At 55.2% G+C, this 25,191-nt stretch carries 11 protein-coding genes, 1 tRNA gene and 1 rRNA gene; 10 read left to right on the top strand and 3 right to left on the bottom strand.

Annotated features, from left to right (window positions below):
* Positions 1 to 13 precede the first annotated feature (13 nt).
* From rrf to MXE39_RS11655, 4 genes are all read left to right on the top strand, one after another.
* Positions 14 to 129, top strand: a 5S ribosomal RNA gene (rrf, locus tag MXE39_RS11670).
* Positions 130 to 144: 15 nt separating this feature from the next.
* Positions 145 to 221, top strand: a tRNA-Asp gene (locus tag MXE39_RS11665).
* 696 nt (positions 222 to 917) lie between these two features.
* Positions 918 to 2,279 carry a hypothetical protein gene (locus MXE39_RS11660; protein ID WP_246978866.1) on the top strand — a complete coding sequence of 454 codons (1,362 nt, stop codon included), beginning with the start codon at positions 918 to 920 and terminating at the stop codon, positions 2,277 to 2,279.
* 751 nt (positions 2,280 to 3,030) lie between these two features.
* Positions 3,031 to 4,098 carry a glycosyltransferase family 4 protein gene (locus MXE39_RS11655; protein WP_246978865.1) on the top strand — a complete coding sequence of 356 codons (1,068 nt, stop codon included), beginning with the start codon at positions 3,031 to 3,033 and terminating at the stop codon, positions 4,096 to 4,098.
* A gap of 223 nt (positions 4,099 to 4,321) precedes the next feature.
* On the opposite strand, the gene MXE39_RS11650 is transcribed toward MXE39_RS11655, so the two are convergent.
* Positions 4,322 to 5,599: a molybdopterin-binding protein gene (locus tag MXE39_RS11650; RefSeq protein WP_246978864.1), complete on the bottom strand. Its 1,278-nt coding sequence runs from the start codon at positions 5,597 to 5,599 to the stop codon at positions 4,322 to 4,324.
* Positions 5,600 to 6,325: 726 nt separating this feature from the next.
* On the opposite strand from MXE39_RS11650, the gene metA reads away from it, so the two are divergent.
* From metA to MXE39_RS11630, 4 genes are all read left to right on the top strand, one after another.
* Positions 6,326 to 7,246 (top strand): homoserine O-succinyltransferase, encoded by a 921-nt coding sequence (metA, locus tag MXE39_RS11645; protein WP_246978863.1) that lies wholly within the window; start codon positions 6,326 to 6,328, stop codon positions 7,244 to 7,246.
* Positions 7,247 to 8,046: 800 nt separating this feature from the next.
* The gene (murA, locus tag MXE39_RS11640) at positions 8,047 to 9,318 is read left to right on the top strand and encodes a UDP-N-acetylglucosamine 1-carboxyvinyltransferase (RefSeq protein WP_246978862.1); all 1,272 of its coding nucleotides are present in this window, start codon (positions 8,047 to 8,049) and stop codon (positions 9,316 to 9,318) included.
* A 158-nt stretch (positions 9,319 to 9,476) separates the two neighbouring features.
* Entirely contained in the window at positions 9,477 to 10,472 is a 996-nt protein-coding gene (murB, locus tag MXE39_RS11635) for a UDP-N-acetylmuramate dehydrogenase (RefSeq protein WP_246978861.1), read from the top strand.
* Positions 10,457 to 11,425: a biotin--[acetyl-CoA-carboxylase] ligase gene (locus MXE39_RS11630; RefSeq protein WP_246978860.1), complete on the top strand. Its 969-nt coding sequence runs from the start codon at positions 10,457 to 10,459 to the stop codon at positions 11,423 to 11,425. The genes murB and MXE39_RS11630 overlap by 16 nt, the downstream gene beginning before the upstream one ends.
* Positions 11,426 to 11,702: 277 nt before the next feature.
* On the opposite strand, the gene coaA is transcribed toward MXE39_RS11630, so the two are convergent.
* Complete coding sequence (gene coaA / locus MXE39_RS11625; protein ID WP_246978859.1) at positions 11,703 to 12,725, bottom strand: type I pantothenate kinase; 1,023 nt, start codon at positions 12,723 to 12,725, stop codon at positions 11,703 to 11,705.
* A 2,019-nt stretch (positions 12,726 to 14,744) separates the two neighbouring features.
* Between coaA and MXE39_RS11620 the strand changes: the two genes are divergently transcribed.
* Together MXE39_RS11620 and MXE39_RS11615 are read left to right on the top strand one after the other, a co-directional pair.
* Positions 14,745 to 20,057 (top strand): hypothetical protein, encoded by a 5,313-nt coding sequence (locus MXE39_RS11620; RefSeq protein ID WP_246978858.1) that lies wholly within the window; start codon positions 14,745 to 14,747, stop codon positions 20,055 to 20,057.
* Between the two features lie 263 nt (positions 20,058 to 20,320).
* Positions 20,321 to 21,481 carry a helix-turn-helix transcriptional regulator gene (locus MXE39_RS11615; RefSeq protein WP_246978857.1) on the top strand — a complete coding sequence of 387 codons (1,161 nt, stop codon included), beginning with the start codon at positions 20,321 to 20,323 and terminating at the stop codon, positions 21,479 to 21,481.
* A gap of 438 nt (positions 21,482 to 21,919) precedes the next feature.
* Here MXE39_RS11615 and MXE39_RS11610 read toward each other — a convergent pair whose 3' ends face one another.
* Entirely contained in the window at positions 21,920 to 24,178 is a 2,259-nt protein-coding gene (locus MXE39_RS11610) for an alpha-galactosidase (protein WP_246978856.1), read from the bottom strand.
* Positions 24,179 to 25,191 lie beyond the last annotated feature (1,013 nt).

The raw sequence follows: 25,191 nt of genomic DNA, 5'->3' as shown, positions 1-25,191 counted from the left end.
AAATACAGATTTGTCTGGCGACCATAGTGCTGTAGTCCCACCTGTCCCCATTCCGAACACAGAAGTGAAATGCAGTAACGCCGATGGTAGTGCAACGTACGATTGTGTGAGAGTAGGTCATCGCCAGGCTTAATTTTTAAATGCGGAGCGGTAGTTCAGCCGGTTAGAATGCCTGCCTGTCACGCAGGAGGTCGCGGGTTCGATTCCCGTCCGTTCCGCCATTTATCTCTCAAATGACCACCGCAAGGTGGTTTTTTTGTTTCTGGGCCTGGTAAAACCACCAGATCAGCCACCCTCCGGAAGCTGCTGCACGCAAGGGCCGCAAGGCCTGCACGCCTGCTCAGCACTGCCTGCCCGCCTGCCCGGCCGCATGGTAGTGCCGGTCAGCCTGCAACTGCCGGTCGCTGTCAGCGCAAGGTGCTCAGCCTCATCGCCCTGCTGCATAAGCCAGCTTCTTAATACCACCGCAAGGTGGTTTTTTCGTTTATGGGACCTGCAAAATGATCTGCACTGGCTGCCCGGTCCGCAGCTGCGCCGCTTCCCGGGCGCCAGTGCGGGACTGGCAGGTCCGGGACAGAGGGCTGTACCCTGTAGACTTTGAATCAGCACTGTGCACTAATGAGACAGAGGCCTGAAAAGGGGATAAAACCGGGGCCTAAAATTTGAGATTGGCTGACTTTCTCTTTAGAATATGACAGAGTGCGTGCATTGTCGTTATATGACCATGGCGGCCTTATAATTGCAGTAACATGCTAAGTCCGGACTGTCTGGATACTGATATACTTGTTTTTTGATACCCCCAGGGGTATCAGCGGATATTGCGCAAAGGAGCGTGAGGCTGAGCTGTCAGGCATATGACCTGAGGGCTTAACAGACCCTGAGCTTGAGCGTAGGCAGTATTAAAAGGAGCTGCTCCCTTGAATCAGATTTATGCCACACTTTTAAGAAGCCTGCTGGGTAATGACGTGATTGAAAGCACCCTGCAGGAAGTAGAGCAGAACTATCCTGTACTGTTTGACCGCCTTGCAGAGCTGGCCATGCCTGATGGTTCCAATCAGGAAGAGATGGTCGATTACTCACTGCATGTGGTCGATGCCTTCTTAAAGCTCAAGCAGTCTGAGATCTATCAGAATCCTGAACTGTTCAAGGTATTCCAGGCATTCTCCGCCGTATCCAACTCCTATGCAATCAAAGGCGAACCGGAATACATTCTGCGCTTTGATACGGCGCTTACTATCTGTGTAATGGCCCTGATGTGCGGTCTTAAGGATCTGGGCAGTATCACTGCCTACTCCAACTACGCCAATCAGTACATGCAGCTTATGCTTCCAGCCATGCTGCATCCTCGTTACCGCATCAGTGCTCCTAACTGTCGCTCTGTAATGCGTCTTGTAAATTACGAGCACCTTGAGGGCTTCTATACCAATTTCTTTACCCGTGCCAAGGTAGCTACCCGCTTAAATCCGCCTGAGGCCTTAAGAGCCATTCAGCCGAACATTGCTCAGGGAGCCAGCTTTGGTACTGCATCAGCCCTGCATGGCCTTGACCACAAGTCACTGGGTGCATTCCTGCCATGTCTGGGTCTTGATCACGGCCTTATTTTAGGCCCGCGCCAGCTGCTCTTCTTATGTGCCGATCAGCTGGTCTTAAACGGCTATGACTATCTGCTCTCGCTCAATCATCTGCCTAATGAGGTACTGACTCAGCTTGATGTGCGTCTGGCCGCAACTTCCAATGCCAAGATTCTTATTGATCGCATCGACAGCTACTATGATCTGCTCGATGAGATTTCCGAGGACATGCAGACAGTCGTCTGCATCAAGCGTCTCAATCCTCAGACAAATATGGTGGAGGCTTTCTTCTTCCTCTCCACCCTGCCTCAGGTAGAGGATTCACTCTATCTGATCCAGCAGGCTAATATGGAGTGTGAGATGTCCCTGGCTCAGCCTGGCTCCTACATCATGACCATTTCCCGCAATGAAACTGAGCAGCACCAGCTGTTCCTGCCACAGCGCAATGACTACAACAAATTCGTGGTCAATGTGCTGTCCTATGAAAGAGATATCTCAGCCCGCCTTGTGGGCAATGGCAATGTAAAGCCATGGGATGTGATTCTCTACCGTAACGGCTCCAATCCGGTTCATGCCATGGTCAGCCTCTTCTACTACTTCATGTCTGATGTCATAGATCAGGACAGGATTATCATGCACCAGCGCAAGCGCATGTTTGACCTGCTCGGTGATAATCCAAGTCCGCATCAGGCCCGCTCCTTAGTGTAGAGCCGCCTGAAGGTCACTGGCATGCCCTGAAGTATGAGCCCTGAGCCTCAGCTATGTGGGCCATGGCAGTATCTTCACGGTGCCAGCATTGGCCAGCGCTCAGCTGAGCGCCATACAGCTGCTCTGCATCGCGCCCTGCAGTGCACCCTGTACGCATCCAGGCAGGTAAGCCTGGCGGGCCAGTCTGACCGGCCAGTCCTGCAGGGTATGCTGTATGCCCTGGACTTACTGTTTAGCAGAAGGTCGGGCTGAGATGTTCAGTGAATAAATTATTATTGGTCCTGCCGGAGCAGCGTACTGCTGCTGACCAGGGCCCTTTTGTTTTTATGCATGTCTCTTTCATGCATTCTCAGCAGGGCAGCAGCGTCACTGGCGCTGGGGCATGCTGAGTGCTGCACAGTATGTACTGCTGCAGATGCCAGAGCGCCTTGTGTGCACATGTTCCTGGCTGCACCTGGCAATTCCCGGCCCACGGTTGCGTCGCTTATGGCGCAGCCTTGCTGAGGGCTGGCAGTTTTTCTGGAGCTGCGCGGCAGCGCCAGGTTATGTCTCCTCAGGTATAGAGCTTTTGATACGGTCTTTGTCATTGTGACTGTTGTCAGTGTGACAGGATGAGGTCTCTGATAGCTTTATCCATGGAGACAGGTTTGAGACCTGCACTGTGATTGCAGGATGATTGTCTGTTCAAGCTGTACTGCCTGAGAAGCAGGCGGCGTTTAGTGAAAGTAAAGTGCCCCCGGAGGAGAGTTGCATGGCTGGTGAAAAGAGGCTTGCTGTTGCCCATGTCAGTCTGTCACGTGGCTATCGCGGTCATGAGCGTCAGATTGAGCTTTTGATTAAAGAGCTCTCCAATCTTGGTGTGCCTCAGGCGCTGGTATGCCGTGATGACAGCCCGCTGCCGTTTCACCTTGAGGGAGTACGCAATCTTACCTTCATCAAGGTAGTAGGCTTTTCTGATCCGCGCTTTGGTGCCCATTTCAAAGTAGGCAATTCCTATACCCTGGTCCATGCCCATGATTCCATGGCCATGCAGTGGGCCCTGGTGCATTACATTTTGCGCGGCACCCGCTATGTGCTGACCTTTCGTGAAGATGATCTGACCTTAAGCGGCTTCATGACCAAGGCAGCCTGCAAGAGTGCTGCGGCCATTGCCTCTCCAGCCCGCGAAATCTCCGAATACCTGGCTGACGTCTATCAGCGTGAAGTAATCACCATTACCGACTGCGCTTCGCGTATGGAGCCTAACAAGAAGCTTGTTACCAACTTCCGCAAATCGCTCAACGGCCGCTTTGTAGTAGGCAATATCGCCCCTCTGGTAAACCGTCAGATGGGTCAGTCGGTACTCATCGACGCAGCCCGTCTGCTGCAAAGCGAAATGCCTGAGCTGGTCGTGGTCTTTGTCGGCGGTGGCGATGATATCAATCTGCTGCGCCATCACGCCCGTGACATGAAGAACGTCAAATTCGTAGGCTTCCGCCTCAATTATGTCGATTATCTCAAGGTCTGCGACGTCTTTGTCTATCCGGTCAACACCATCAGTAACTGCAGCATTGTGCTTGATGCCATGGAGCACGGCGTACCTGTCATTGCCTCCAACGTAGGCGGTATTCCTGACCTTATCAAGGATGTAACCACAGGCTTTCTTGTCGAGCCTGGTGATGCCGAGTCTATTGCCGAGTACATCAAGGCCCTCAAGGAGGACCGCGATCTGTATCATACCCTGGTCGCCAACGGCCGTAATGAGGCCGAGCTGCACAGCTCTGCAGCCATGGCAGCCGAGTATTACCGCAACTACATCACCATCATCAACAAGCCTTAGCCGCACCGCATGGCTGGCGGCGCCAGCCATGTGTGCTGCCCGGCGCAACAGCTCGGGCTGATGGCCACAAATAAAACAGCCTCTCTCCGGCATCATGTACCGGGGAGAGGCTGTTTTTTTATGGTCAGCGTCCGGCATTCGGTCCGGACCGGGCCTGAGCATGGCCGTGGCGTCGCTGAGCCGGGCGGACGTCGGCCGCATGGTCGGGCGCATGCCCGGGCGGTCAGCCCTCGAGGGGAGTGCGGGTGCAGCTTATGGCCTTGACTAGGCAGTCCTCAGGAATGACTTCAGGCTCTTCCATAATGATCTTAAAGAGCTCTACGCAGCACAGGTGCGCAAGGAAGTCGCGGTTGCGTGAGTAGATAGCGTGGCTGTTGATATCTTCCCTGAGGGCAATGAGATAGTTGCCCTTGAGATTAAAGGCCTGACCGTCCTTTTTGATATCGAGGTTAAAGGAAAACTCATAGCAGTAAGGGTGAGTGTCGGTAATGGCCTTGTCCACGGCCTGACGGCATGGCTGCAGGGAAATGGTATTGAAATTGGGAGCATGTTCCAGCTGCAGATCGATGCAGTGCTTTTCACGGCAGGTCAGGTTGTTTTCCTGAGTGTTGAGCACTGAGCAGGTCACATAGCTCTTAAAGAGCTCCTGCATGTGGATAAGCAGCCAGCCACGGCAGGCACCGTCCAGGGCGTTGACGGCCGGCAATACCACCTTTGCGGCATTGAGGCTGTCAATGAGGCTGTAGTGGTCGCGGCATACATAGTAAGGAGACACAATCTCCATTACCTGCTCAAGCACGGCAAACATGTCAGTGTCGCTGGCATCGTGACCAATGATCTTAAGCTCGATGAAAGGATAGGCAGCACGGTCACCAATGGTAATACCCTGAGGCAGACGCAGCGGAGCCAGGCGGGACATGAGGGTGGACTCACCAATGCCCATGAGAAAGAGCTTGATAAGGTGGGTGCGCGGCACAGTGCCTTTTGAGTAGGAAATGATCATTTCCTTGATGGAGCTTTCCCACATTTCCTTGAGCTCACGAGGCACTCCCGGGGCAAAGATAAACAGGGCCTTGTTCACTTTGATGGCAAAGCCGCAGGCGGTACCTGCCGGGTTGTCTATCATCACTGACCCGGCAGGCAGCATGGCCTGCTTGAGATTGGAGTGGGTCATGACGCGGCCTCGGCCGTCAAACCATGCCTGCATGCGCTCATACCAGGTGGTATTGAGTTCCAGAGGAACGCCTGCAGTACGGGCAATGGCCTCAGTGGTGAGATCGTCATTGGTAGGCCCCATGCCGCCTGTAGCCAGCACCACGGCCTCACGCTCAGAAATTTCGGTAAACAGAGCCATGAGCTCCTCAAGGGAGTCACCTGTGGTATGGCGGCGGTTTACCTGCAGTCCGGCTTCAAAAAGCTCGCGGGACAGAAAGCTGGCATTGGTATCGTCAATATTGCCGGTAATGACCTCATCACCAGTGGAAATCAGCTCAATTCGCATAGCATCCTCTCTATTGTCACGGCTTTACATCAGCCGCGATGGCTCTGCCCCAGGGCCTGCCGGGGCGGTGGGCAGTTTTATCTGCAGCCTCAGCGCCTTCATGACGGCTGCGCTCTGCGCAGCGTCACCGGCTGCCTGTCGGCTGCGCCCTGCGCAGCGTCAGCAGCTGCCTGCGCGATGTCTGTTCTGCTGCCTGTGCAGCTGGCGCAGATAGCCGTTGGCGCAGTCCGGCCTTGCTGTGCTGATATGCAGCCTGTGCAGCGCCCCTGGCTGATTACCCTGCTTTAGCAGTACCTGCAGCCTTGTGAAAGTATAACAGTACCTGACAGTATGGGAGCCAGGTGAACGATTTGTTCAGCTCCCTGCGCTTATTTATGGCACGGACAGGCATGATAACGGGGCTGTGGTAAGCTATCTGTTACAAGCTGTTTTGCTCATGCCCCTGTGGGCATGGCAGGACACTTTTATCTGTGCCACATATCAACTCTGCCTGAGTGCGCAGGCATCAGCAGCACAGTACCGGCGGCGCAGCAGCGGCAGCGCAGCTGCGCGCAGAGCCGGTGCCGGTGTGCATGCATATTGTGCGGCTGAATGTTTTGTGCGGAAGATGCAGTGCCGGTCTTTATGTTGAGGTGACATGCTCACCGTCAGACGGCAGCAGGTGCGCGCCCGTAATGGTCAGGGAGAACCAGACCGGGAGCGTCAGGGCTTTATCAAGGAAATGCCATGCCTATTAATATTCCCAATGGCCTGCCAGCGGCCTCAGTTTTAACTTCAGAGCATGTTTTTGTCATGACTCAGGATCGTGCCCAGAGTCAGGACATCCGTCCTCTGGAGCTGCTCATACTCAATCTCATGCCCAAGAAAATTGTAACTGAGATTCAGTACATGCGCCGCCTGTCCAGTACTCCTATTCAGGTCAATATCGACCTGCTGCGTATTGACAACCATGTCTCAAAAAATACGCCTCAGTCTCACCTGGATAATTTCTACAAATGCTTTAATGACGTAAAGCATCTCAACTATGACGGCATGATTATCACCGGTGCTCCGCTTGATCGTACTGATTTTGATGATGTTACCTACTGGGAGCATCTCCAGGAGATCATGCAGTGGTCCACCACCCATGTAACCTCCACCCTTTTTTCGTGCTGGGGTGTGGCTGCAGCATTTAAGTACTTCTATGATCTGCCGCTGCTCAACCGTGATCACAAGCTGTCGGGCGTCTATATGAACAAGACCTCCAACACCTACTCGGCTCTGACCCGTGGTTTTGATGATTATTTCCTGGCTCCGCAGTCGCGCTTTATCGACTTCCCAACCTCAGTGGTGGAAAATCAGACCAATCTGGTGGTACTTGCCGATTCTGATGAGGCCGGTGTTTTCCTGGCCGCCTCACCTGACCGCCGTCAGGTCTATGTAACCGGCCATCCTGAGTATGATGTGGGCACCCTTGCCGACGAATACCGTCGTGACATGAATGCCGGCATGAATCCTGACATTCCTTACAACTACTTCCCTAATAACGATCCTGATCTGCAGCCACGCTGCACCTGGCGTTCGCACTCAGCTCTGCTTTTCAGCAACTGGATCAACTTCATCTATCAGGAAACTCCATATGATCATGCATTAAGGACTGATCGCTAAGTCCTTACGGCTTAACTTGAAAAAGGCGCCCTGAGGGGCGCTTTTTTGTGCCTGCACTCCGGCCTGAGGAGCTGCGCTGCGGCAGCCGGGCATTGCCTGTCCGTGCGGCTGCATGTCAGGCAGTGCGGCCCAGTGTGTCCCTTGCAGCAGTCTGTAATCCTGACCCTGGTGCTGCGCGGTGCCCGGCAAGGCATGCTTTGCGGGGCGGGGGCAGTTTGGGACTGGCGGGGTTGATCCTGTATGACAGCCCCGGCTGCCGGGGCTGGCCTCAGTTGCTGCTGTCAGGGTGAGCTGGCCCGGGGCCGGCTGGCCTGGGGCTGGCTGCGGCGGCCATGGGGCGGTGGGGCAACTGTCCTTGCTGTGCCGGGAACAGCCGGGTATAACCGGGACTGATATGCTATGGGAATAGCATGCAAAGACTGGTAAAATATGGATTTTTTGCAGGTACGGCAGCACCCTGGTCAAATTTGTTCTCAAGGCAGGCTGCGCGGTTACGACCTGGTTTTTTTATAAGCTGATAACCTCTTCCCATACACTCCACAGTCAGGCTTCAAGGGCGATCGTGATGTGATGATGAGCTGCTCAGCATGATGCAGCTGCTCTTATGCCGGTCTGCCAGCTCAGGCAGTGATCCGGCGGAGCCGGGGCCGGGGACCGGAGCCTGGCCGCCGGGGCAGGGCCGCTACGGGCCGGGGCCATGGTCCTTGCTGTGACCATGGTCCTGGCCCAGGCCAGGGGCGGGCGGGGTGTGGTGTTTATCGGAAGAGGTCGGCAGTAAGTTTTTTTTGAGGCACAGAGCATTGGACAAGTTTGAAATAGTTGGTGGTAAGGTTCTTCAGGGTGAAGTGGGCATCTCAGGAGCCAAGAATGCAGCACTGCCTGTAATTCTGGCAACCATGCTTACAGATGAGCCTGTTACCCTGCGTAACGTACCTGATCTCAGAGATGTTCAGACCTGTTTCAGGCTGCTTACCATGATGGGCAAGAATTTCGAGCGCATCGATGAGAGCACCTACCGCATTACCGATGGTGTAACCAGCAACACCGCTCCATATGAGCTGGTTAAAACCATGCGTGCCTCCATTCTGGCCCTGGGCCCTCTGACTGCCTACAAGGGTGAGGCTGAGGTCTCACTGCCAGGCGGCTGTGCCATTGGTGCCCGTCCTGTTGATCTGCATGTTAAGGGTCTGCAGGAAATGGGTGCTGAGTTTGAGCTTACTGATGGCTATATCCGCTCCCGCGCTCCAGGCGGACGTCTGCATGGCGCTACCATCATGATGGACAAGGTCTCAGTTACCGGCACGGAAAATCTCATGATGGCAGCGGCTCTGGCCGATGGCACCACAGTGATTGAAAATGCTGCCCGCGAGCCTGAGATTACTGATCTTGCCGTGTTTTTAAAGGCCATGGGTGCCCGCATTGCAGGTGAGGGTACTGACACCATTACCATTGAGGGTGTGGAGCGTCTGCACGGCTGTGAGCACTCCATTGTCTCTGACCGTATTGAGGCCGGTACCTACCTTATTGCTGCCATGGCAAGCCATGGTGAGGTGCTGTGCCGTAATGTACTGCCATCCACCCTGGAGCCGGTGCTGGTCAAGCTGCGCAAGGCCAATGCTCTGGTAGAGGTAAGAGACAGCGATATTTACCTCGACATGCGTGGCCGCGACATTATGCCTGTTGATATCATTACCGCCCCTCATCCGGGCTTCCCAACCGATATGCAGGCCCAGTTTATGGTGCTCAATGCCCTTGCAAAGGGTACCAGTACCATTACTGAGACCATTTTTGAAAACCGTTTTATGCACGTGCCTGAGCTGATTCGCATGGGCGCAAATCTGTCCATTCAGGGCAATAATGTTCACTGTACCGGTGTTGAGACCTTAAAGGGTGCTCAGGTAATGGCCACCGATCTGCGTGCCTCAGCCTCACTGGTAATTGCCGGTCTGGTAGCTCAGGGCACTACAGTGGTAGACCGTATTTACCATATGGACCGTGGCTATGAGCACATTGAGCGCAAGATTCGCGCTCTGGGCGGTACCATTTCCCGCGTATCTGTCCGCCAGGGATAACAGGCCCCGGCCGCAGCGGCGTGACTGTGGCCCGCCAGGGCAGCAGTGCCAGGGCCGGGCCGAATGCCCAGGCCCTGGCAGGCTGTAAGAGCCCGGACCGGGCATTGTCGGCGGGCTTAGTTACGTGATGATTTGAGCTGTTAATCTGTGATCTGAGCATGTTTGATCTGAGAAATTACAATACTTTCAATCTGACTGTGTATGCACGCGAAGGGCGTGAGGTGCACAGCATTGATGATTTAAAGACTCCGGTCACTGGCCCTTATATCATTCTGGGCGGCGGTTCAGATGTGCTTTTTACCGAAGATTTCGACGGCACCGTGCTCATCAACAAAATTGAAGGCGTGAGCATTGAAAAGCGTTCTGACTGCTATCTGGTCAGAGCAGGCGGTGGACTGGTGCTTGATGATTTTATTGAGCAGATGCTCAGTCAGGACATTACCGGACTTGAGAACCTGTCCCTGATCCCTGGCACGGTGGGCGCAGCTCCCATACAGAATGTGGGCGCCTACGGCGTTGAGGTGGGATCACTTATTGAGAGCGTGGAGGCTGTCAATCTCAATGACGGCTCGCTGCGTATCTTTACTCATGATGAATGTGCCTTTGCCTACCGTCACTCCATTTTCAAGGAGCCTCAGTGCCGCTCATATTTCATCACTCATGTGACCTTCAGGCTGCCCCTTGCTTTCACTCCGGTGCAGAACTATGCCGGACTGCAAAGCTGCAGCTTCAGGGATGCAGGGGCGGTACGCAATACTGTCATTGCCCTGCGCAATGAAAAGCTGCCCAACCCACGTCATGTGGGCAATGCCGGCTGCTTTTTCAAAAATCCCTATGTTCAGCCTGAGGTACTGCACGCTCTTGAAAAGAGCTTTGGCAAGGTGCCCAGCTGGCCTGCTGAAGATGGCAGCTGCAAGCTGGCCGCCGGCTGGCTTATTGACAAGGCCGGATGCCGGGGCATACGTCATGGTCAGGTAGGCACCTGGGGTCAGCAGGCTCTGGTGATAGTCAACCTTGGTGATGCTCTTCCTCATGAAGTGCTGGCCATGGCCCGCTATGTCAGTGCTGAAGTAAAAAGTAAGTTTTCTATTGATCTTGTACCTGAGGTGCGCCTCTACGGCAAGCATGGAGAAAGAGAATGGGAACAGATCTGAGATTTGTAATGCCCTTATTAAGAACCCTCAACGAAGCAGACTCTCTGAGGATGAACTATCAGGTTCTGTGCTCTGAGCTGTCCGTATCTGTTGAGGAGCTGCAGGATACAGCTCTCAGGGCCAATGAGATAGAGCCGCTGCTGGTTCAGGATGGCGAAGATCTGGTTCTTACCCGCAGTCTTGATCTGCTCAATGCCCGTACCATTTATGAGGGCATCAAGCAGCGTGGCCGCTTTGCCTTAAAGGATGTAACTGCCTCTACCAATCTTGAGCTGATGCAGGAAAAGGACAACCTGGTATCAGGTGATGCCCTGGTAGCCGAGATTCAGACTGAGGGCCGCTCATTACGAGGCACCCGCTGGCTGTCCTCCATTGGCTCAAACATCATGCTGTCCATGGCCATCAAATTTCCGTCCCTGCAGCATCTGCTGGGCTTTTCTCTGGCCATTGGCGTGGCTACGGTAACAGCTCTTGAATTTGCCGGAGTACAGAATGTGCGCCTTAAGTGGCCTAATGATGTGGTCTTTGGTGACAAGAAGCTGGCCGGTATTCTTATTGAGTCAGTACCAAGCCCTGACGGTGAGGTCTTTGCCATTGTCGGTGTAGGTCTTAATATCCATAATTCCCAGAGCATTTCCCGCAATATTGACCGCCCATATACCACCCTTGAGGAAATGGGCTATGACGTCAGGCGCAATGACATCTGCATAGGCCTTATCAACGAGATCAAATACGCCTCCAACAATTTCCGCCGTTCAGGACTTACTCCTTTTATCGACAGCTGGAACCGTCATGATGTGCTTCTGGGCCGTATTGTGGATGTGGCTATCTCCTCCCACCGCTCAGTAACAGGCAGAGTAGTGGGAGTAAACTCTCAGGGCGAACTGCTCCTTGAGAGCAATACCGGTGGCCGTACCGCCATTCGCTCAGGCCATATCATAGCCATTCGCTGATGCAGCCTGCCCTGCTGCCCACTGCAGCCTGTCCTGCGGCCCATTGCAGCCGTCTGCTGCGCGGGCGCCGCAGTGGCGCCATATCAGGCCGGCCTGCAGTGCAGGCGTGGACCGGCGCCAGACTTTCAGTCTGCCCATATAAAAAAAGCTCCCTTATGGGAGCTTTTTTCGTTGGCCCGGCAGGTAATGGTGTAAGCCAGTACCGCCGGTGCCGGCTGGAGCCTGAGGGCGCTGCTGGCAGCGGGGCTGGCACTGCCGCAAGGCTCATGCGGGCCTGCTACTTGCGCAGGTAGATACGGTCTACTGTGTGGTTTGGACCCTTGTGCAGGATGAGGTTGGCGCGGTTGCGGCACGGCAGAATGTTCTCGATGAGATTGTCGTGGTTGACTGCGCTCCAGATAGAGTAGGCAAGGTTTTCGGCATCCTCCTGGCTCATGCGTGAGTAACGGTGAAAGTAGCTGTCAGGATTGTTGAAGGTGCTCTCTCTTAACTTGAGGAAGCGGTCAACATACCACTTGACCAGGAAGTCTTCCTCGGCGTCGACATAAATGGAAAAGTCGATAAAGTCGGAGATAAAGACCTTGTTGCGAATATCAGGATAGTCAGCGCCGTTCTGCAGTACGTTCACGCCCTCAAGAATGAGGATATCAGGGCGGTCTACAGTGATGAACTCATCAGGGATGACATCATAGTAAAGGTGAGAATACACCGGTACCTTGAGATCAGGCTCGCCGTTTTTGAGCTTGTGCAGGAAGGTCATCAGGGCCTTGACGTCATAGGACACAGGAAAGCCTTTCTTGGCCTCAATGCGGCGCTCGTGCAGGATTTTGTTAGGGTAGAGAAAGCCGTCGGTAGTGATGAGATCTACCTTTGGTGAACCATCCCATGAAGAAATCAGGTGCTTGAGCAGATTGGCAGTAGTGGTCTTGCCACAGGCTACTGATCCGCTGATGGAAATGATGAAAGGCACGCTTTCAATGCTCTTGCCCAGAAACTGCTGGATGATGGTGGAGCGGTCATGACGGGAGCGCACATACATGTGCAGCAGGCGCGACAGGGGCAGGTAGATATTGGATACTTCCTCAAGTGAGATCCTGTCGTTAAAGGCAAGGCACTTTTGCAGCTCAGCTTCGGTGAGATTTACCTGATCCTTGTTATGGGCAAAGGTTGACCAGGTTTCAGAGGAGAACTCAAAGAAAGGCGTTATCTTTTCAAATTCCTGAGCAGCAGTCTGATTGTTATGACAGGCCCCTGCATTTCTGATGGCAGAGGCAATATCTGGAGTGTCATTAGTGTTCATGATCCGTAACCAGGGAAGAAAGGAGAAGCTGAACTTAATTTCCGCTTAGAGAGGGACATCTCAACGGCCACAGCAGGCAGCGCACCGGCAGCAGGCATCGCACCGGCAGCGCGGCTGCGGACGCAGCAGCCGCAGCAGGCGCGGCCACGCCATGACAGTCGCCTGGGCGGGCGCAGCGGGCGCCGGCAGGCTGGCAGTTCATGCCTGTCCTGAACAGATCCTGAGGGCACGGACTGAGGTGAGCGGCCATGATGCTGGTCGGCTGCAGCGCAGCCTTGCAAACTGGCTGTACGGCCTTATCCGTGTTGTCAGGGAGTGAGTACGGGGCTTACAGTTGCTTACCCCGTGGTCCATCAGCAGCGGGGACCGGAGTTAAGGCGGATCTGTCAGCTGCCGGTGTCTCCGGTGCTGCGCAGGCTGGCTCTGACATAAGCTCAGGTATGAGAGCAGCCTGAGAGCGCAGTAACAGATCTCGAAAAAAGTATCATCTGCTGGTGGATGCGATCTTACTAAAAAGCAGGTGTTAAATCCTGGAAAAACAGCATTTTTAATGAGCAGGTGACGACCGTGACCTCGAGGCTGTCCTCAGGACAGTGTGCACAGAGGCAGTCAGCGTTCGGCGAAAAACAGCCATTTGGCCGGGAATTTTTTCCTGCGCAAAAAAGACCCTGAACATGGTGTCAGACTGCAGAAACAGGCTGTGCTGCAGTGCTGCAGTGTTTGCAGGCTGCAGGGCTGAAGATCAGTTAAACACGGGCCTTGCGTCCTGAAATTACCATGTGCAGCTGACATCTGCGCGGGGCCTAGCGCTCGCTGACTGCGGCTCTGACAGAGCTGCAAATTGACGAGCTTTAGAGCGTCCAAAGGGCTTAACTGGGATCCTGAAAAACAGACCTGATTAAAGTCCTGCAACAACCAGCTGTACAGTGTACACATCGACAGGTATTTTTAAAAACACTTAATAAAGAAAATATAATAATTTGCCCGTCCCCGGCAGCCATACAGACCAGGTAATCCTGGCTGGCAGTGCCCGTGGGGCTCTGCTCAGCCACAGGTCTCCATGCCGGAACCTCCCAGCCTCCGGTCTGTACTGCTCGAACTGGCCAGCTTCCGGCCTGAGCTGACGAAACTGCCGACTGCCGACTGCCCGGCCTTGCTGCCGGAGCTGAGGGCTTTATTATGGGGCCGGGCCGGGCTGGCCATGGCTATGGCCATGCCTATGGCGCTGGACATGGGGCGCAGCGGGGCGTAGGTCCCCCAGCGCCTGGTGGCATGACGGGCGTCAGCTGGCCTGATCTTTATGTGGTCTGTCTGTGCTGCCTTGCCATGGGGACAGGGCAGGGCGCAGCTGCCTTAGCTGCAGCTCTGCACTGAGCTGAGCAGGCGGGGGCAGCAGCGCAGCGCCCAGGATCAGCGGACAGCCATGCACGGCTGTATGTCCGGGCCATGACAGAATAAGCGGCAGTCGATGAGGCTGTGCTGCCGGTAATGTGATTAAAGTGCTCAGCAATTGGGCAATATCAGGGCTTTGCGGGGAGATTTGTCCGTGCGATCAGTTAAAATGAGGGCACTGATGAATTTCCGGCGGCATTTGAGGTCTAACTCATGGCCCTTAAGCTGCCGTATCACTGCCGGTTAATCGGGCCGTCGCATTTTATGGCTGCCTGAGCATTGTTATTGGCTCTGCATCAGATCCTTAGATCCTTGCAAATGCACCCCGGCGCGCACTGCATTTTGGCTCAGTAAATACAGGTCCGGCCGACCAGCATATGGTCTGGCGCTGTGTGCCGGCTGTCAGCTCATGGCCGGGACGGTGCAGGCTGCTGGCCGCACCCGTGCAGGGCGGCATGCCAGGATGGAACTGCGGCTGCCGCTGCGGCTGCAGCTGCCGACAGGGGATGGTGCTGCAGGGGCAGCAGGGTACGGTATGGAATTTATCATCAGGCCTGCGCAGGGTCTGGGCCAGGGCCGGGAGCGCAGCACAACAGGCACGCACTTTAGTTATCAGGGCGGAGAAATATGACTCAGAGTATTTTTGAGCAGCACGATATCTTGGACAGGCTCTTTGATGAGCTCAAGCGCAGCTATCAGGAGGGCGCAACAGCCGGCTATGAACAGCTGCTGACCGTTGCTCCTGCTCTTACAGCTGAAGAGTATGAGCTGGTTATTGAGCGCTTTACAGGATATATGCGCAATCAGGAGCTGCTTGCCATCAAGGAGCAGGAAAAGGAACTGCGTGAGCAGATTCCTTTTGTTCCTGAGAGCATCAGCTCAGGTCTGCTTTCTCTGGAGCAGCAGTTCTTCAGAAGCTTCAGCCGTTTCCTTGTGGAGCGTGACCGCAAGATTGCCCGCGCTGCCAGCGCAGCCATGGACGAAGTGCGCTCAGGACGTACCACTCTTGAAGAGGAAATCAAGGGACGCTCTGCGGCCTATGAAGAGCGCATTGCCGCCCTTGAAGCGGCTCTGGCCCTCAAAGAAGAGCAGCTTACAGCCGCCATGGCAGAAGCTGAACAGGCCCGTGCCGGACAGCGCGCCTGTGCTGCCGATCTGGACCGCCTGACTCTTGAGGATGAGGGCCTTGAGCTGCTGCGTGCTCTGACCATGGAAAATGGTCTTGCTGCCCTGCAGGGCCTGCCTTACAACCGTACCCTCAACTCCTGCCTGAGCTCAGTGTTTGAGCTTATGGAGGGTCTTGATGACAGCCACAGACAGATTATCTACAAACTGCTTTATAAAGTAGAAAATCTTGCAGCTGTAGCACGCTCACTTGGCTATAACCTCAAAGATCAGTGCCGCACTCTTACAGATGCCGATGGTGCCCGTCATGCTCTGGCAACAGCCGATGCTGCCTGGGAGGCAGCAGGTCTGACCGCACGCGCTGCCGGCCGTGACTCGGGTCTTAGCGGCAGCGCCCTTGATGAGGCGGTTAACAAGGCTGCCCTTGCTGCCCGTGAGGCGGCTTTTGCAGCAGCTCTGGCCTCACGTGGCAGCAGCGCCATGCCGCTGCCGCCACTGAGCGCCCCGGCTGCCGCTCCATCTGCAGCTGCAGCCCCGGCTGCTGAGTCAGCTGCTGACAGTGTGGCATCAGGTGCGGGCGCAGCCCACAGTGATGCTGCCGCAGCTGCACCGGCTGCCTCTGGCATTGCACCGGCTGACCCTGGCGTTGCGCAGCTTTCCGAGCAGGAGGCCGCACTGGCTGCACTCAAGGAGCGCTATAAGAATATCGAGCAGCTGGGTGCTGATGAAAGCTACACAGGTGAGGATGATGACGATGGTCCAGGTCTGAGCCCTGAGACTGCCAGTGCCCTGCGTACTGTCGCTGCAGCCTCTGCTGCCCCTGGTGGAGTAAATACCCCGGCATCAATGGCTGAGCTGCTGGCCGCCGCCAGCAGGATGAGCACTCCTGCTCAGTCAGTAGCCGCTGTAGCCGGTCATGCCCTCGAGCAGGCTGCCACTGTGGCCGGTGTCCCGGCCAGCAATGCAGGCGCAGCAGCCGGCGCTGCAGGTGCTGGAGCCACTGGAGGTGCCGTCGGCGCCGCAGGTGAAGGCGCAGCTCAGGCGGCAGCAGTGGCAGCACCGGTTTTAGGTGAAGTTGCCCTTACTGCCATTCAGCAGCGTACTGTTGATGCTCTGGTTCCGGTAGCTGCATCAGTTCTTGAGGGCCGTACCTTAAGCTCACTTACTTCCTTTGATATTGAAAAGGCAGTGGAAAAGGCCCGTGATGCCGGCATTGTCGATCAGTATCAGACCTCAGCTGCCCGCCGTCTGATTATCAAACTGCTCTTTACCGGTCCGGACAAGGTAAGACTTGCTGACTTCTCAGGCAATAACGATGACTTTATCGACTCTCTGCCTGATGACTCAGCAAAGGTATTTGCCCGTACCGTACTGTCATGGGCTGAGCCTGGCACAGTGACATCACCACTGGCAGGCAGCACTTCAGCCCTGCCACCGGGCAGCCCGCTCAACTCAGTGCTTGAGGCTCTGTCAGGAGCCACCGGTGCAGGGTCAGCTGGCGGCACAGCTGCGGCGGCTGCAGCATCCGCTGCCACTGCCGGTGTCGCCAGTGCCACCGGAGTCAAGGAAAGCCCGGTAGAGCTGCTTAACAGCTCCTCACCAAAGGCTCTGCCACGAGATGAGGGCACCCTGGTAAGGGAAATCAGCTCAGAGAAGGGCAATGTTGATATTGCAGCCTTTGCTGAGGCCAGTGCCCGTATTGCCTCTCTGGCTCCGCTGCTCAATGAAGCCGGTCGTGAACTGCGTCAGGTGCAAAAAGAGCTTGAGGCTGATCTGGATAAGAACCTCAAGGATGGAGCCAGCCGCTTTGGTGCTGACAGCTCTGCCTCAGGTGGAGCTGAGAGCTCGGACAGTTCAGTATCAGATGAGGGCGGCAGCTCTGCTACTGTAGAGATTGCCTCTGTAGCCAAGGATGTACTTAAGGTAGCATCCGAGCTGCAGCGCTCTGGTGACCGTTCCCGCAGTGATCGCAAGTTCTCGATTTTTGACAGCTCTGCGCCTTCTGACAAGACCGGTACTACTGTCTTTGGTGTAGGTAATGACTCAGCTGACAGTATCAGAGCCGAGGCCATGGCCTCAGCTCAGGAACGCTCAGCCTCAGAGGATGATCTCGATGATGATGATGATCTTGAGGACTTCATTGGCGGCAATATCAGAGAGGCTGACAGCAGCGATGCCGGTATTCCTGAACTGCTCTCCTCAGTAAAGGGTACATCATCAGCAAGGGGCGCTGATGCCTCCGCTGCACACAGCTCAGCAGGCAGTCAGACCCAGGGATCAGGTAACGCCTCCGGTGCTCCTGGAGCAGGCGCAGCTGCCAGCTCTGGCGTATCAGGGGCCACAGCCGGTCCTCTTAGTCTGCAGTCGCGTACTCAGACCACTCCGCTTGGCACCACCAATATCATCAGAACCTCAACCCTTGCTGATGAGATTGCTTCACGCAAGGCCGCCATCAGTGCAGCTGAGCACAGCCGTGACAGTCTGACGGCAGCGGATCTGGAGAACACTTTCCGCTCCAAGGACATCAAGACGGCCATTGCAGCCAGTGCCTCAGTACCGGCAGGTGGTGACCGTCGCCCTGGTGAGGAAGTCTCTCAGTATGATGTGGCCTTTGCTGCCGCCGCAGCAGCCCGCAATGCCCGTCAGGACAATGAGGGCTCTACCATTGTAGTCAGCACCCCACAGCCATCAGCTGACAGTGATGCCGTATCCGGAGCTGCCATTCTTGGTGCAGGTCAGGGGGCATCCGCTGCTGCAGCCTCAGGCGCCGTTGTCGGCGCAACTGCGGCCGGCGCAGGTGCTGCCCTGGTGCCTGATGAGAAACTGTTCAGAATCCGTAACGGACTGAACGAAGATAACCGTCGCCGCTTTGAGCTCTTATGCCAGATTATCGATAAGAAGCTCAAGGAGCGTATCGAGCAGCTGCGATCCCTGCTGTCATCCTCGGCATCAGGTGGTCCTGAGTCTGAGGTGAAGCTCAAGGATATTGAGTTCTTCTACAAGTCCTGCATCTCATCACTTGATGCTCAGGGACTGCTCTCTGATGATCTCAAGGCTGCTCTCTTTGAGAAGATGGACTATGACATCAAAACCTGTTCAGATGGCATGGCCACAGGTGCCGGAGCTCCCAGGCAACCTTATATTCAGAGCTCTGACCAGTCCGCTGCCACTGTTTTAAATCAGGACAGTTCAGAGTTATCAGGCAGCACAGCCGGCGCACAGAGCAACGATACCAGGGGCGCCCCATCCACAGCAAATTCAGGCGCCTCACCTGACGGCTTTCCCAGTAAAGAACAGCTGACAGGCGCAGCTGCTCAGCAGAGCCAGAACGCAGCCGTCGCCCAGAGCCAGGGCGCAGCTGCCCAGGGCCAGGTCGTTGATGCCGGGCAGGGCCCGGGCGCGGCTGCCCAGGGCAGTGAGGACCAGGATGAGCCAGCTCACAGCGGATCAGCCACAGCTGAGCATGCAGCGGCCGGCACTGATGGCGATGCCAGTATCCAGCCTGAAATCATGACTGTTGATACTGAGCAGTCTGAAGACAGAAAGCTCAACATGTCTCCGGCCCCTCACTTCAGTCTGGTAGCTTCCAATGAGGCAGCTCCAGGTGAGAGCAATACCCTGACGGCAGCTGATGATCACAAGGATAGCAAGTCAGCTTCCCTTAACTGGTCTGAAGACAGTGCTCAGGGTGATGACAGTGAACTGTCTCTGGCTGCACGTGACGACAGCGATGACAGTAGGCCTCAGTTAGAGCCTGTATCTGCAAGTGAGCATGCTGACAGCTCTGCTGCTGAAAACAGCGGTGCTGAGGGGGCGACTGATAAGCTCAGTGGCGTAACTTTCTCCAGCCTCGACGGCTTTGAGCAGGGCGAAAAGTACGCCTGGAAGGGCGATGAGGCTGAGCAGCAGACATCTGCTCAGCAGGCAGCACCTCAGGCAGCATCTCAGATGGCTGCAGCCGAGACTGACGCTGGTAGTGCAGCGGCTGATGGTGCCGCACCTGCAGAGCAGGGCGAGGCACTGCCAGATGAGGTAGTGGCTGCCGCAGCTGTTCCTGGTGACGTGGCTGTCGATGAAAAGACTGCTCAGGCCGAGGCTCATTCAGATGCCGCTCATGCTGAGATGGTAAGACGTCTGGGTCAGGGCATTGGCTCTGATGAGCAGGGCAATGCTGAGAGCGGCGCTCACAGTGGCAGCAATGCACTGAGCGGTGAGCATAGCACTCAGGGCATACCAGCTGAGCCTCAGTTCCAGGAGACAGTGGAGATTACTCCGGCTCCTGAGGGCTGTCATGATGGCAATTACTCTCTTGAGAGTGTTCAGATGTCATCAGGCAGTACTCTGGGCGGTGCTCCGGGCAATACCGTCAGCCATGGTGGTGCTCTGAGCGGTGGCAACAGCAGCAGTGACGCTACTGGCAGAACAGGGCCTGGCAAGGTAACAGGTGGTGGCAGTGCAGCAGCTGACATGAGCTCAAGGATCAGGCCGGGCTCTCAGGGTGTTATTACCTCGGATGATGGTGTGCTGCCTATTACTCCTGCCAGTGCCTATAAGAGCCCTGAGGAGGAGAAGGCCAGTGAACCGCCTGAGTCCTACAGTAACAGTGATAACTCTGCTTTTGGCTTTGGTGATGGACTGTGCTCTGTCTATGGCTATCCAAGCCAGGCCTCTTTTGTCTTCCATGAGGGAGTATCAGAGCCAGGTGAGGATGATGACAGCATGGAGGCTGATGACAGCATGGAAGATGTCCTCCAGGGGCAGGCCAGCCAGGGTAATGATCAGAGCAATGACTCCAGCAACAAAAGTGAGTCTTAACTGACTGTGCTGTAATTTCCTTATAAGCGCCTGTGCGGACGGTCAGTCCGCACAGGCGCTGTCATATCATGGCTCTGATTCTTTAAATTACCCTTTGTACAATGATGGCTATGGCTGCGCCGCAGCCAGGTGGCGGGCCAGGCCGGGCTGCGCCGCAGCCAGCCAGGCTCAGCGCGTCGCTGAGCCTGGCTGCCCGTCGGGGCTGCCGCCCGTCATGGCAGTCAGAGCTCTTCTTCTCTGCCCTTGTGTTCCTGTTAAATGTCATGAAGAACTTTTTTGATTCCATGCTCAACGGCCTTTATGAGCTGGGCGCCTGCCCTGTAATCATGCTTGATGCTCAGGGGCGGGCGCTGTTTAAGCGTCTGCCGGCTGGAACTGAGTATGAGCAGGCTGTACAAAGCCAGCTTTTCAACGACACTCTGGCAATGGTGCGTTCGCGCAGTGACCCGGTAAGGCTGACCCGTGAGCAGCCATCTGGTGGCTATCTGCTCCCTGATCTCTCTGCCGTTATAGTGGGACCGCTGCCTGATGAGCGCAATCAGCAGACAGCCGCTCTGCGTCGCAGTGCAGTTAACACTCAGCTCGACAGTCTTGCCTTTGCAGCCCGCCGTCTGATTGCAGCCCTGACTCCGCTTGAGAGCAGGCCAGGTGAAGATATATTCAGCGAACTTGATCCTGTGCGTCATGTCATGCCCCGCTGGGAAGATGTGGTGCCTGATGACCGTCCGCACAGCTCCTACCTTTTTGAACTGAGAGCCTTGGATGCAGTAACCGTTGGAGACCCTGAGGCCTACATGAAGGTACAGAACTCCAGCCGTAATGGTCAGAACGGTACTCTGGGGTATACAGCACTGCGCGCCTCCCAGAATCTGGCCATATGCGGCCTGGTGCTCAACTCAAGAGCGGCCATTGCCGGTGGACTGAGTGTAGAGCAGGCCTATACCATTGCTGACTGGCTGATTCTGGGTATTGAAAACTGCCGTACTCCTGAAGAGGCCGATTTTATCGGTCTTAAAAGCGGAGTGATCTTTGCCCGTATGGTAAGAGAGCTCAAGGAGGCTGCGGGCAAGTCTCATATGGACAATCCTCTTACTGTGCGGGCGCTGGAGGCGGTACGACGCCATGTCTACAGCAGTACCGACAGACTGGAGCTGGCAGCAGAGCTGGGGGTAAACGCAGACTACCTGGACAGGGTGCTCAGCCGCAGCCTCAACATGTCAGTAACGGGATGCCTGCGCAATGAGCGCATTAAGGAAGCTCAGCGTCTGCTGGTACAGACAGAGATCCCGGTATACGAAATAGCGCAGATGCTGCTCTTTAGCAGCTCTTCACACTTTGCCCGCATATTCAGAGAAGTGACAGGTACGACTCCGGCCTCTTACCGCCGTCGCCGCACTGCCATTACTACTCCTGCCTCACTGTAGTCCTGAGCCAGTCTTTCCCGGCCAGCAGTGCAGATACCCGGATGTCTGCACTGGTGCTCCTGCTTATTATCTGCACTTATGCCCATCCTTACTGTTTGCACTGTCCATAATGTTTTATAAAGTATTACTTCAGGTGTCATAGCTGTGCTCTGGCCTCAGTAGTCCGCACAAGGGGCGGGCGCTGACAGCTGTGCAGCTGCGCATTGGCGCAGGGCAGGTGCAGGTGCAGGCGTCAGCGGAGGCGGTGGCGTCAACGGAGTCGGTGGCGTCAGCGGAGCTGGCGTCCGGCGCCGGTGCCCTGGACACAAATAAAAAGGGCCACATAATGTGGCCCTGGGTACCCCTGGTACCAGGTACCAGAGGCGTGTTGCTTAATTTGAATGGTTGAGGCCGTGCTGATTACAGCGTTGATAATCTGAGGCACGGCTCCTGAAATTCTTACTGGCGCTTGAATGAAATCAGGTAAGCGGCAAAGTCGCGATCTACCTTGTCCATGTTGACGCCAAAGTGCATGAGCTCGTCGCCGCCGAATACATCACCCTCGAGATTGTAATTGGAAAGGTAATCAAGGGCATTGCAGGCCAGAGAACTGTTGTACATGTGGTGAGTTACCTTGTAGGTGGCATTCTCATCGAGGCCGGTCAGGCGGATCTTGCGGATATTGCCCTGTGGCTGGCAGAGATTTCTGAAGTACATGAGGATGACTTCACTGCCGTCCTGAGAGACAAACTGCCAGGCAGTTTCGTTGCCATTACCCTCAAATGGGGACATGAGGCGGTAGAAATTACCAAACTGAATGGTGTTGCGCAGCTCCTTGTACAGAGCGATATGTCCGGCAACTTCCTTCTGCTCCTCCTCAGAGAGCTTGCCCAGATCCATCTCATAGCCAAAGCTGCCTGACATGGCGCAGACAAAGCGGCTGAGCATTGGAGTGGTACGGCCAACCTGGTGGTTAGGGCAGGCGCTTACGTGGCAGCCCATGGTGATTGGAGGGAAGATCATTGAAGTGCCGTACTGAATCTTCTGACGGCATACTTCATCAGTATTGTCAGAGGTCCAGGTCTGAGGCATGTAGCTGAGAATGCCCATGTCAAAGCGACGGCCACCACCGGCACAGCTCTCAAAGAGAATGTGAGGGAAGGCAGAGGTAATGCGCTGCATGATGTCGTATACGCCCAGCACAAAGCGGGTAGCAATTTCCTGCTGCTGCTCCTTGCCATAGCCCCATGAACCAATATCGGTAAGATTACGGTTCATGTCCCACTTTACGTAGTCGATTTCAGCTGAGCCCAGGACCTCGCAGATAGAGTCGACAATATAGTCGCGTACTTCCTTGCGGGACAGGTCCAGCACATACTGGTTACGCTGCTGATAGCGCTCATGATCAGGCACACCAATGGCCCAGTCAGGATGAGCACGGAAGAGATTGGAATCAGGGTTTACCATCTCAGGCTCAACCCACAGGCCGAATTTTGCACCCAGACCGTGGATACGATCGCACAGACCCTTAATACCGTTAGGCAGCTTTTTGGTGTTGATCTCTGTCCAGTCGCCCAGGCTGCAGTTGTCCTTGTCACGTACACCGAACCAGCCGTCGTCCAGTACGATTAATTCAGCACCGAGCTTTACGGCATCTTCTGCAAAGCGCACGATGCTGTCCTCGGTAAAGTCCATATAGGCAGCTTCCCAGCTGTTAACCAGAACTGGACGTGGGGCGTCACGGTGCTCTCCACGAACAATGTGGTTGCGGACAAAGCGATGGAAGTTCTGGGACATGCCGTTGAGACCTTCGCTGCTGAATACCAGCACAGCCTCAGGAGTGGTGAAGCTTTCACCGGCATTGAGCATCCACTTGAAGTCAAAGCTGTTAATGCCCATTACCATACGGGTATTGCCAAAGGAGTTAACCTCGGTGGCAGCCTCAAAGTTACCTGACCATACCAGAGAGGCAGCATAGACATCACCGCTGAACTCAGTAGCAGTGCGGTCACAGACAGCAAGGAAGTTCTGGTGCTGGTGAGAGGTTGCACCACGGCTGGAAGCGGAAATTTCAATACCGTGAGTTAATGGAGTGCGCTCAACATTGCGCTCGAAAGCATGCTTGCCCCACAGATGGATGCGGTCCATTTCTTCAGTAGGGAAATCAAGGGTAAATGAGGCAGCACGGCGCAGAGCAACAGTCTCAGAGCCAATGTTTCTGATGACAGCGTGACGGGTGATGACATCAATGTCCTTGAAGATGGTGTAGGACAGGACTACTTCAAGATCACCTGCAACTTCACGCATGGTGATTTCAAGAGTAGTAGCCTGGTCGGCAGAGGCATAGGAGGAAGGCAGGCCGGTCAGATCAGACTTGCCCTCAAAAATACGGTGGCTGTGGTAGCGGATATCCAGAGTGGAGGTACCGTTAGCCAGAGTGGCCTCAAGGGCCGGAATACGGAAATCACCTGAGCCGTAAACTGAGTACTCCTGAGGCAGAACATCAAGAGAGAAGGTACGGGCATCGGCATGCTTGCCAGGGTTAGGGGCGCCCTCGCGCTCAGTCTGGTAAAAAGCGCGCTTGATATTGAAGTGCTTGAGAGCCTTGCCAAAGTAGATATGGCCCAGATAGCCCTCAAGGAATAACTGCATGACGTACTGAATACGGCCATTGCTTAAAGTAAAGCTCTGTTCCTGCTCGTTGAAAATAACTGACATAGCTGAGGTACCTCAAAATTTCCGTTACGGGCTCTGATGGCTCCGGGCCAGGGCGCAGGCCGGGGCAGACCATACCGCGACACCCAATGTCGCGACATGCCTTGCTGCGACACTCAATACCGTGTCAGCCAGTGCCGCGACAGCCAGTGAGCGACGGTTCAAGACGCGTCTGATGCTGCGCAGCATAAACAGTCTTGCTGCAGTTTAGAGACTGTCTGGCAGCTGCAATAAGGCAGTATGGCAATACGCCAGTAACCCGGCTTCCCTGAAAAAGTTCTGTGTCTGGACAGGCATCTGGCTGTGTTAAACATGCTGCACAGCACTGCCGTCAACAGGTTCCATTTTAGACACAACCATACACTGTGACAGTACAAAATCTACCTTAAGAACATATTTTCGACCACACTGATCTATATTTTTCTTCATGTGATCCAGCTCAAAAAAATATCGCCACTAACCCAAACCTGTAACCCTGAACAGGCTTTGCTCACCCAACATACCAGCCAGCCTGTCTACCATGCCCTCCATAAAGCTCCTCAAATAATCTGTGCCTGAGAGCAGCACAGCAATGTTGAGCAAAAGCACGCACCGCACCGCACAGCCAGTTCCTGCACGGCACAGCACAGGGGGGAGCCTCTGATGTCAGGTCAAATACTGATCGGCCGAGCTCTACATTAATAAAGGTAAGGCTAACTTCATGATCATATGCCAACGCCGGTGGCGCTGCCAGCCTCTCAGATATTGACGCCGGGGCGCTGCCAGCAGTCACAGCGTCGAGTGCGTACGCCTGTCTGTTGCCTCTGCATATATAGTCAAAGAGGCAATACCTCGCCAATCCCTTGCCAATGCCATGCTCAGCGTGCTGTCGCATATGGGAGGTCCAAAGGGCTTATGTCGCATCCCGCGTCCACGGACCCCGGATTGATGTTGTGAGTGAAGTTGCAACAGCTGTGGCTGGTTTGTGCAGGGAGTGGCCGTGGGTGGTAGCTGGTAAGTTGGGCGTAGTCGTGGGT

The organism is Anaerobiospirillum sp. NML120511, assembly GCF_023050955.1.
Lineage (GTDB): Bacteria > Pseudomonadota > Gammaproteobacteria > Enterobacterales > Succinivibrionaceae > Anaerobiospirillum.
Note: the sequence above shows the minus strand (reverse complement) of the source record. Positions and strands in the feature narration are given on the sequence as shown.

Coding starts and splice junctions, on each gene's coding strand:
- MXE39_RS11615 (WP_246978857.1), top strand. CDS start 20,321: ATGAAGAACTTTTTTGATTCCATGCTCAACGGCCTTTATGAGCTGGGC.
- MXE39_RS11630 (WP_246978860.1), top strand. CDS start 10,457: ATGGGAACAGATCTGAGATTTGTAATGCCCTTATTAAGAACCCTCAAC.
- MXE39_RS11610 (WP_246978856.1), bottom strand. CDS start 24,178: ATGTCAGTTATTTTCAACGAGCAGGAACAGAGCTTTACTTTAAGCAAT.
- coaA (WP_246978859.1), bottom strand. CDS start 12,725: ATGAACACTAATGACACTCCAGATATTGCCTCTGCCATCAGAAATGCA.
- murB (WP_246978861.1), top strand. CDS start 9,477: ATGTTTGATCTGAGAAATTACAATACTTTCAATCTGACTGTGTATGCA.
- MXE39_RS11620 (WP_246978858.1), top strand. CDS start 14,745: ATGACTCAGAGTATTTTTGAGCAGCACGATATCTTGGACAGGCTCTTT.
- MXE39_RS11650 (WP_246978864.1), bottom strand. CDS start 5,599: ATGCGAATTGAGCTGATTTCCACTGGTGATGAGGTCATTACCGGCAAT.
- metA (WP_246978863.1), top strand. CDS start 6,326: ATGCCTATTAATATTCCCAATGGCCTGCCAGCGGCCTCAGTTTTAACT.
- MXE39_RS11655 (WP_246978865.1), top strand. CDS start 3,031: ATGGCTGGTGAAAAGAGGCTTGCTGTTGCCCATGTCAGTCTGTCACGT.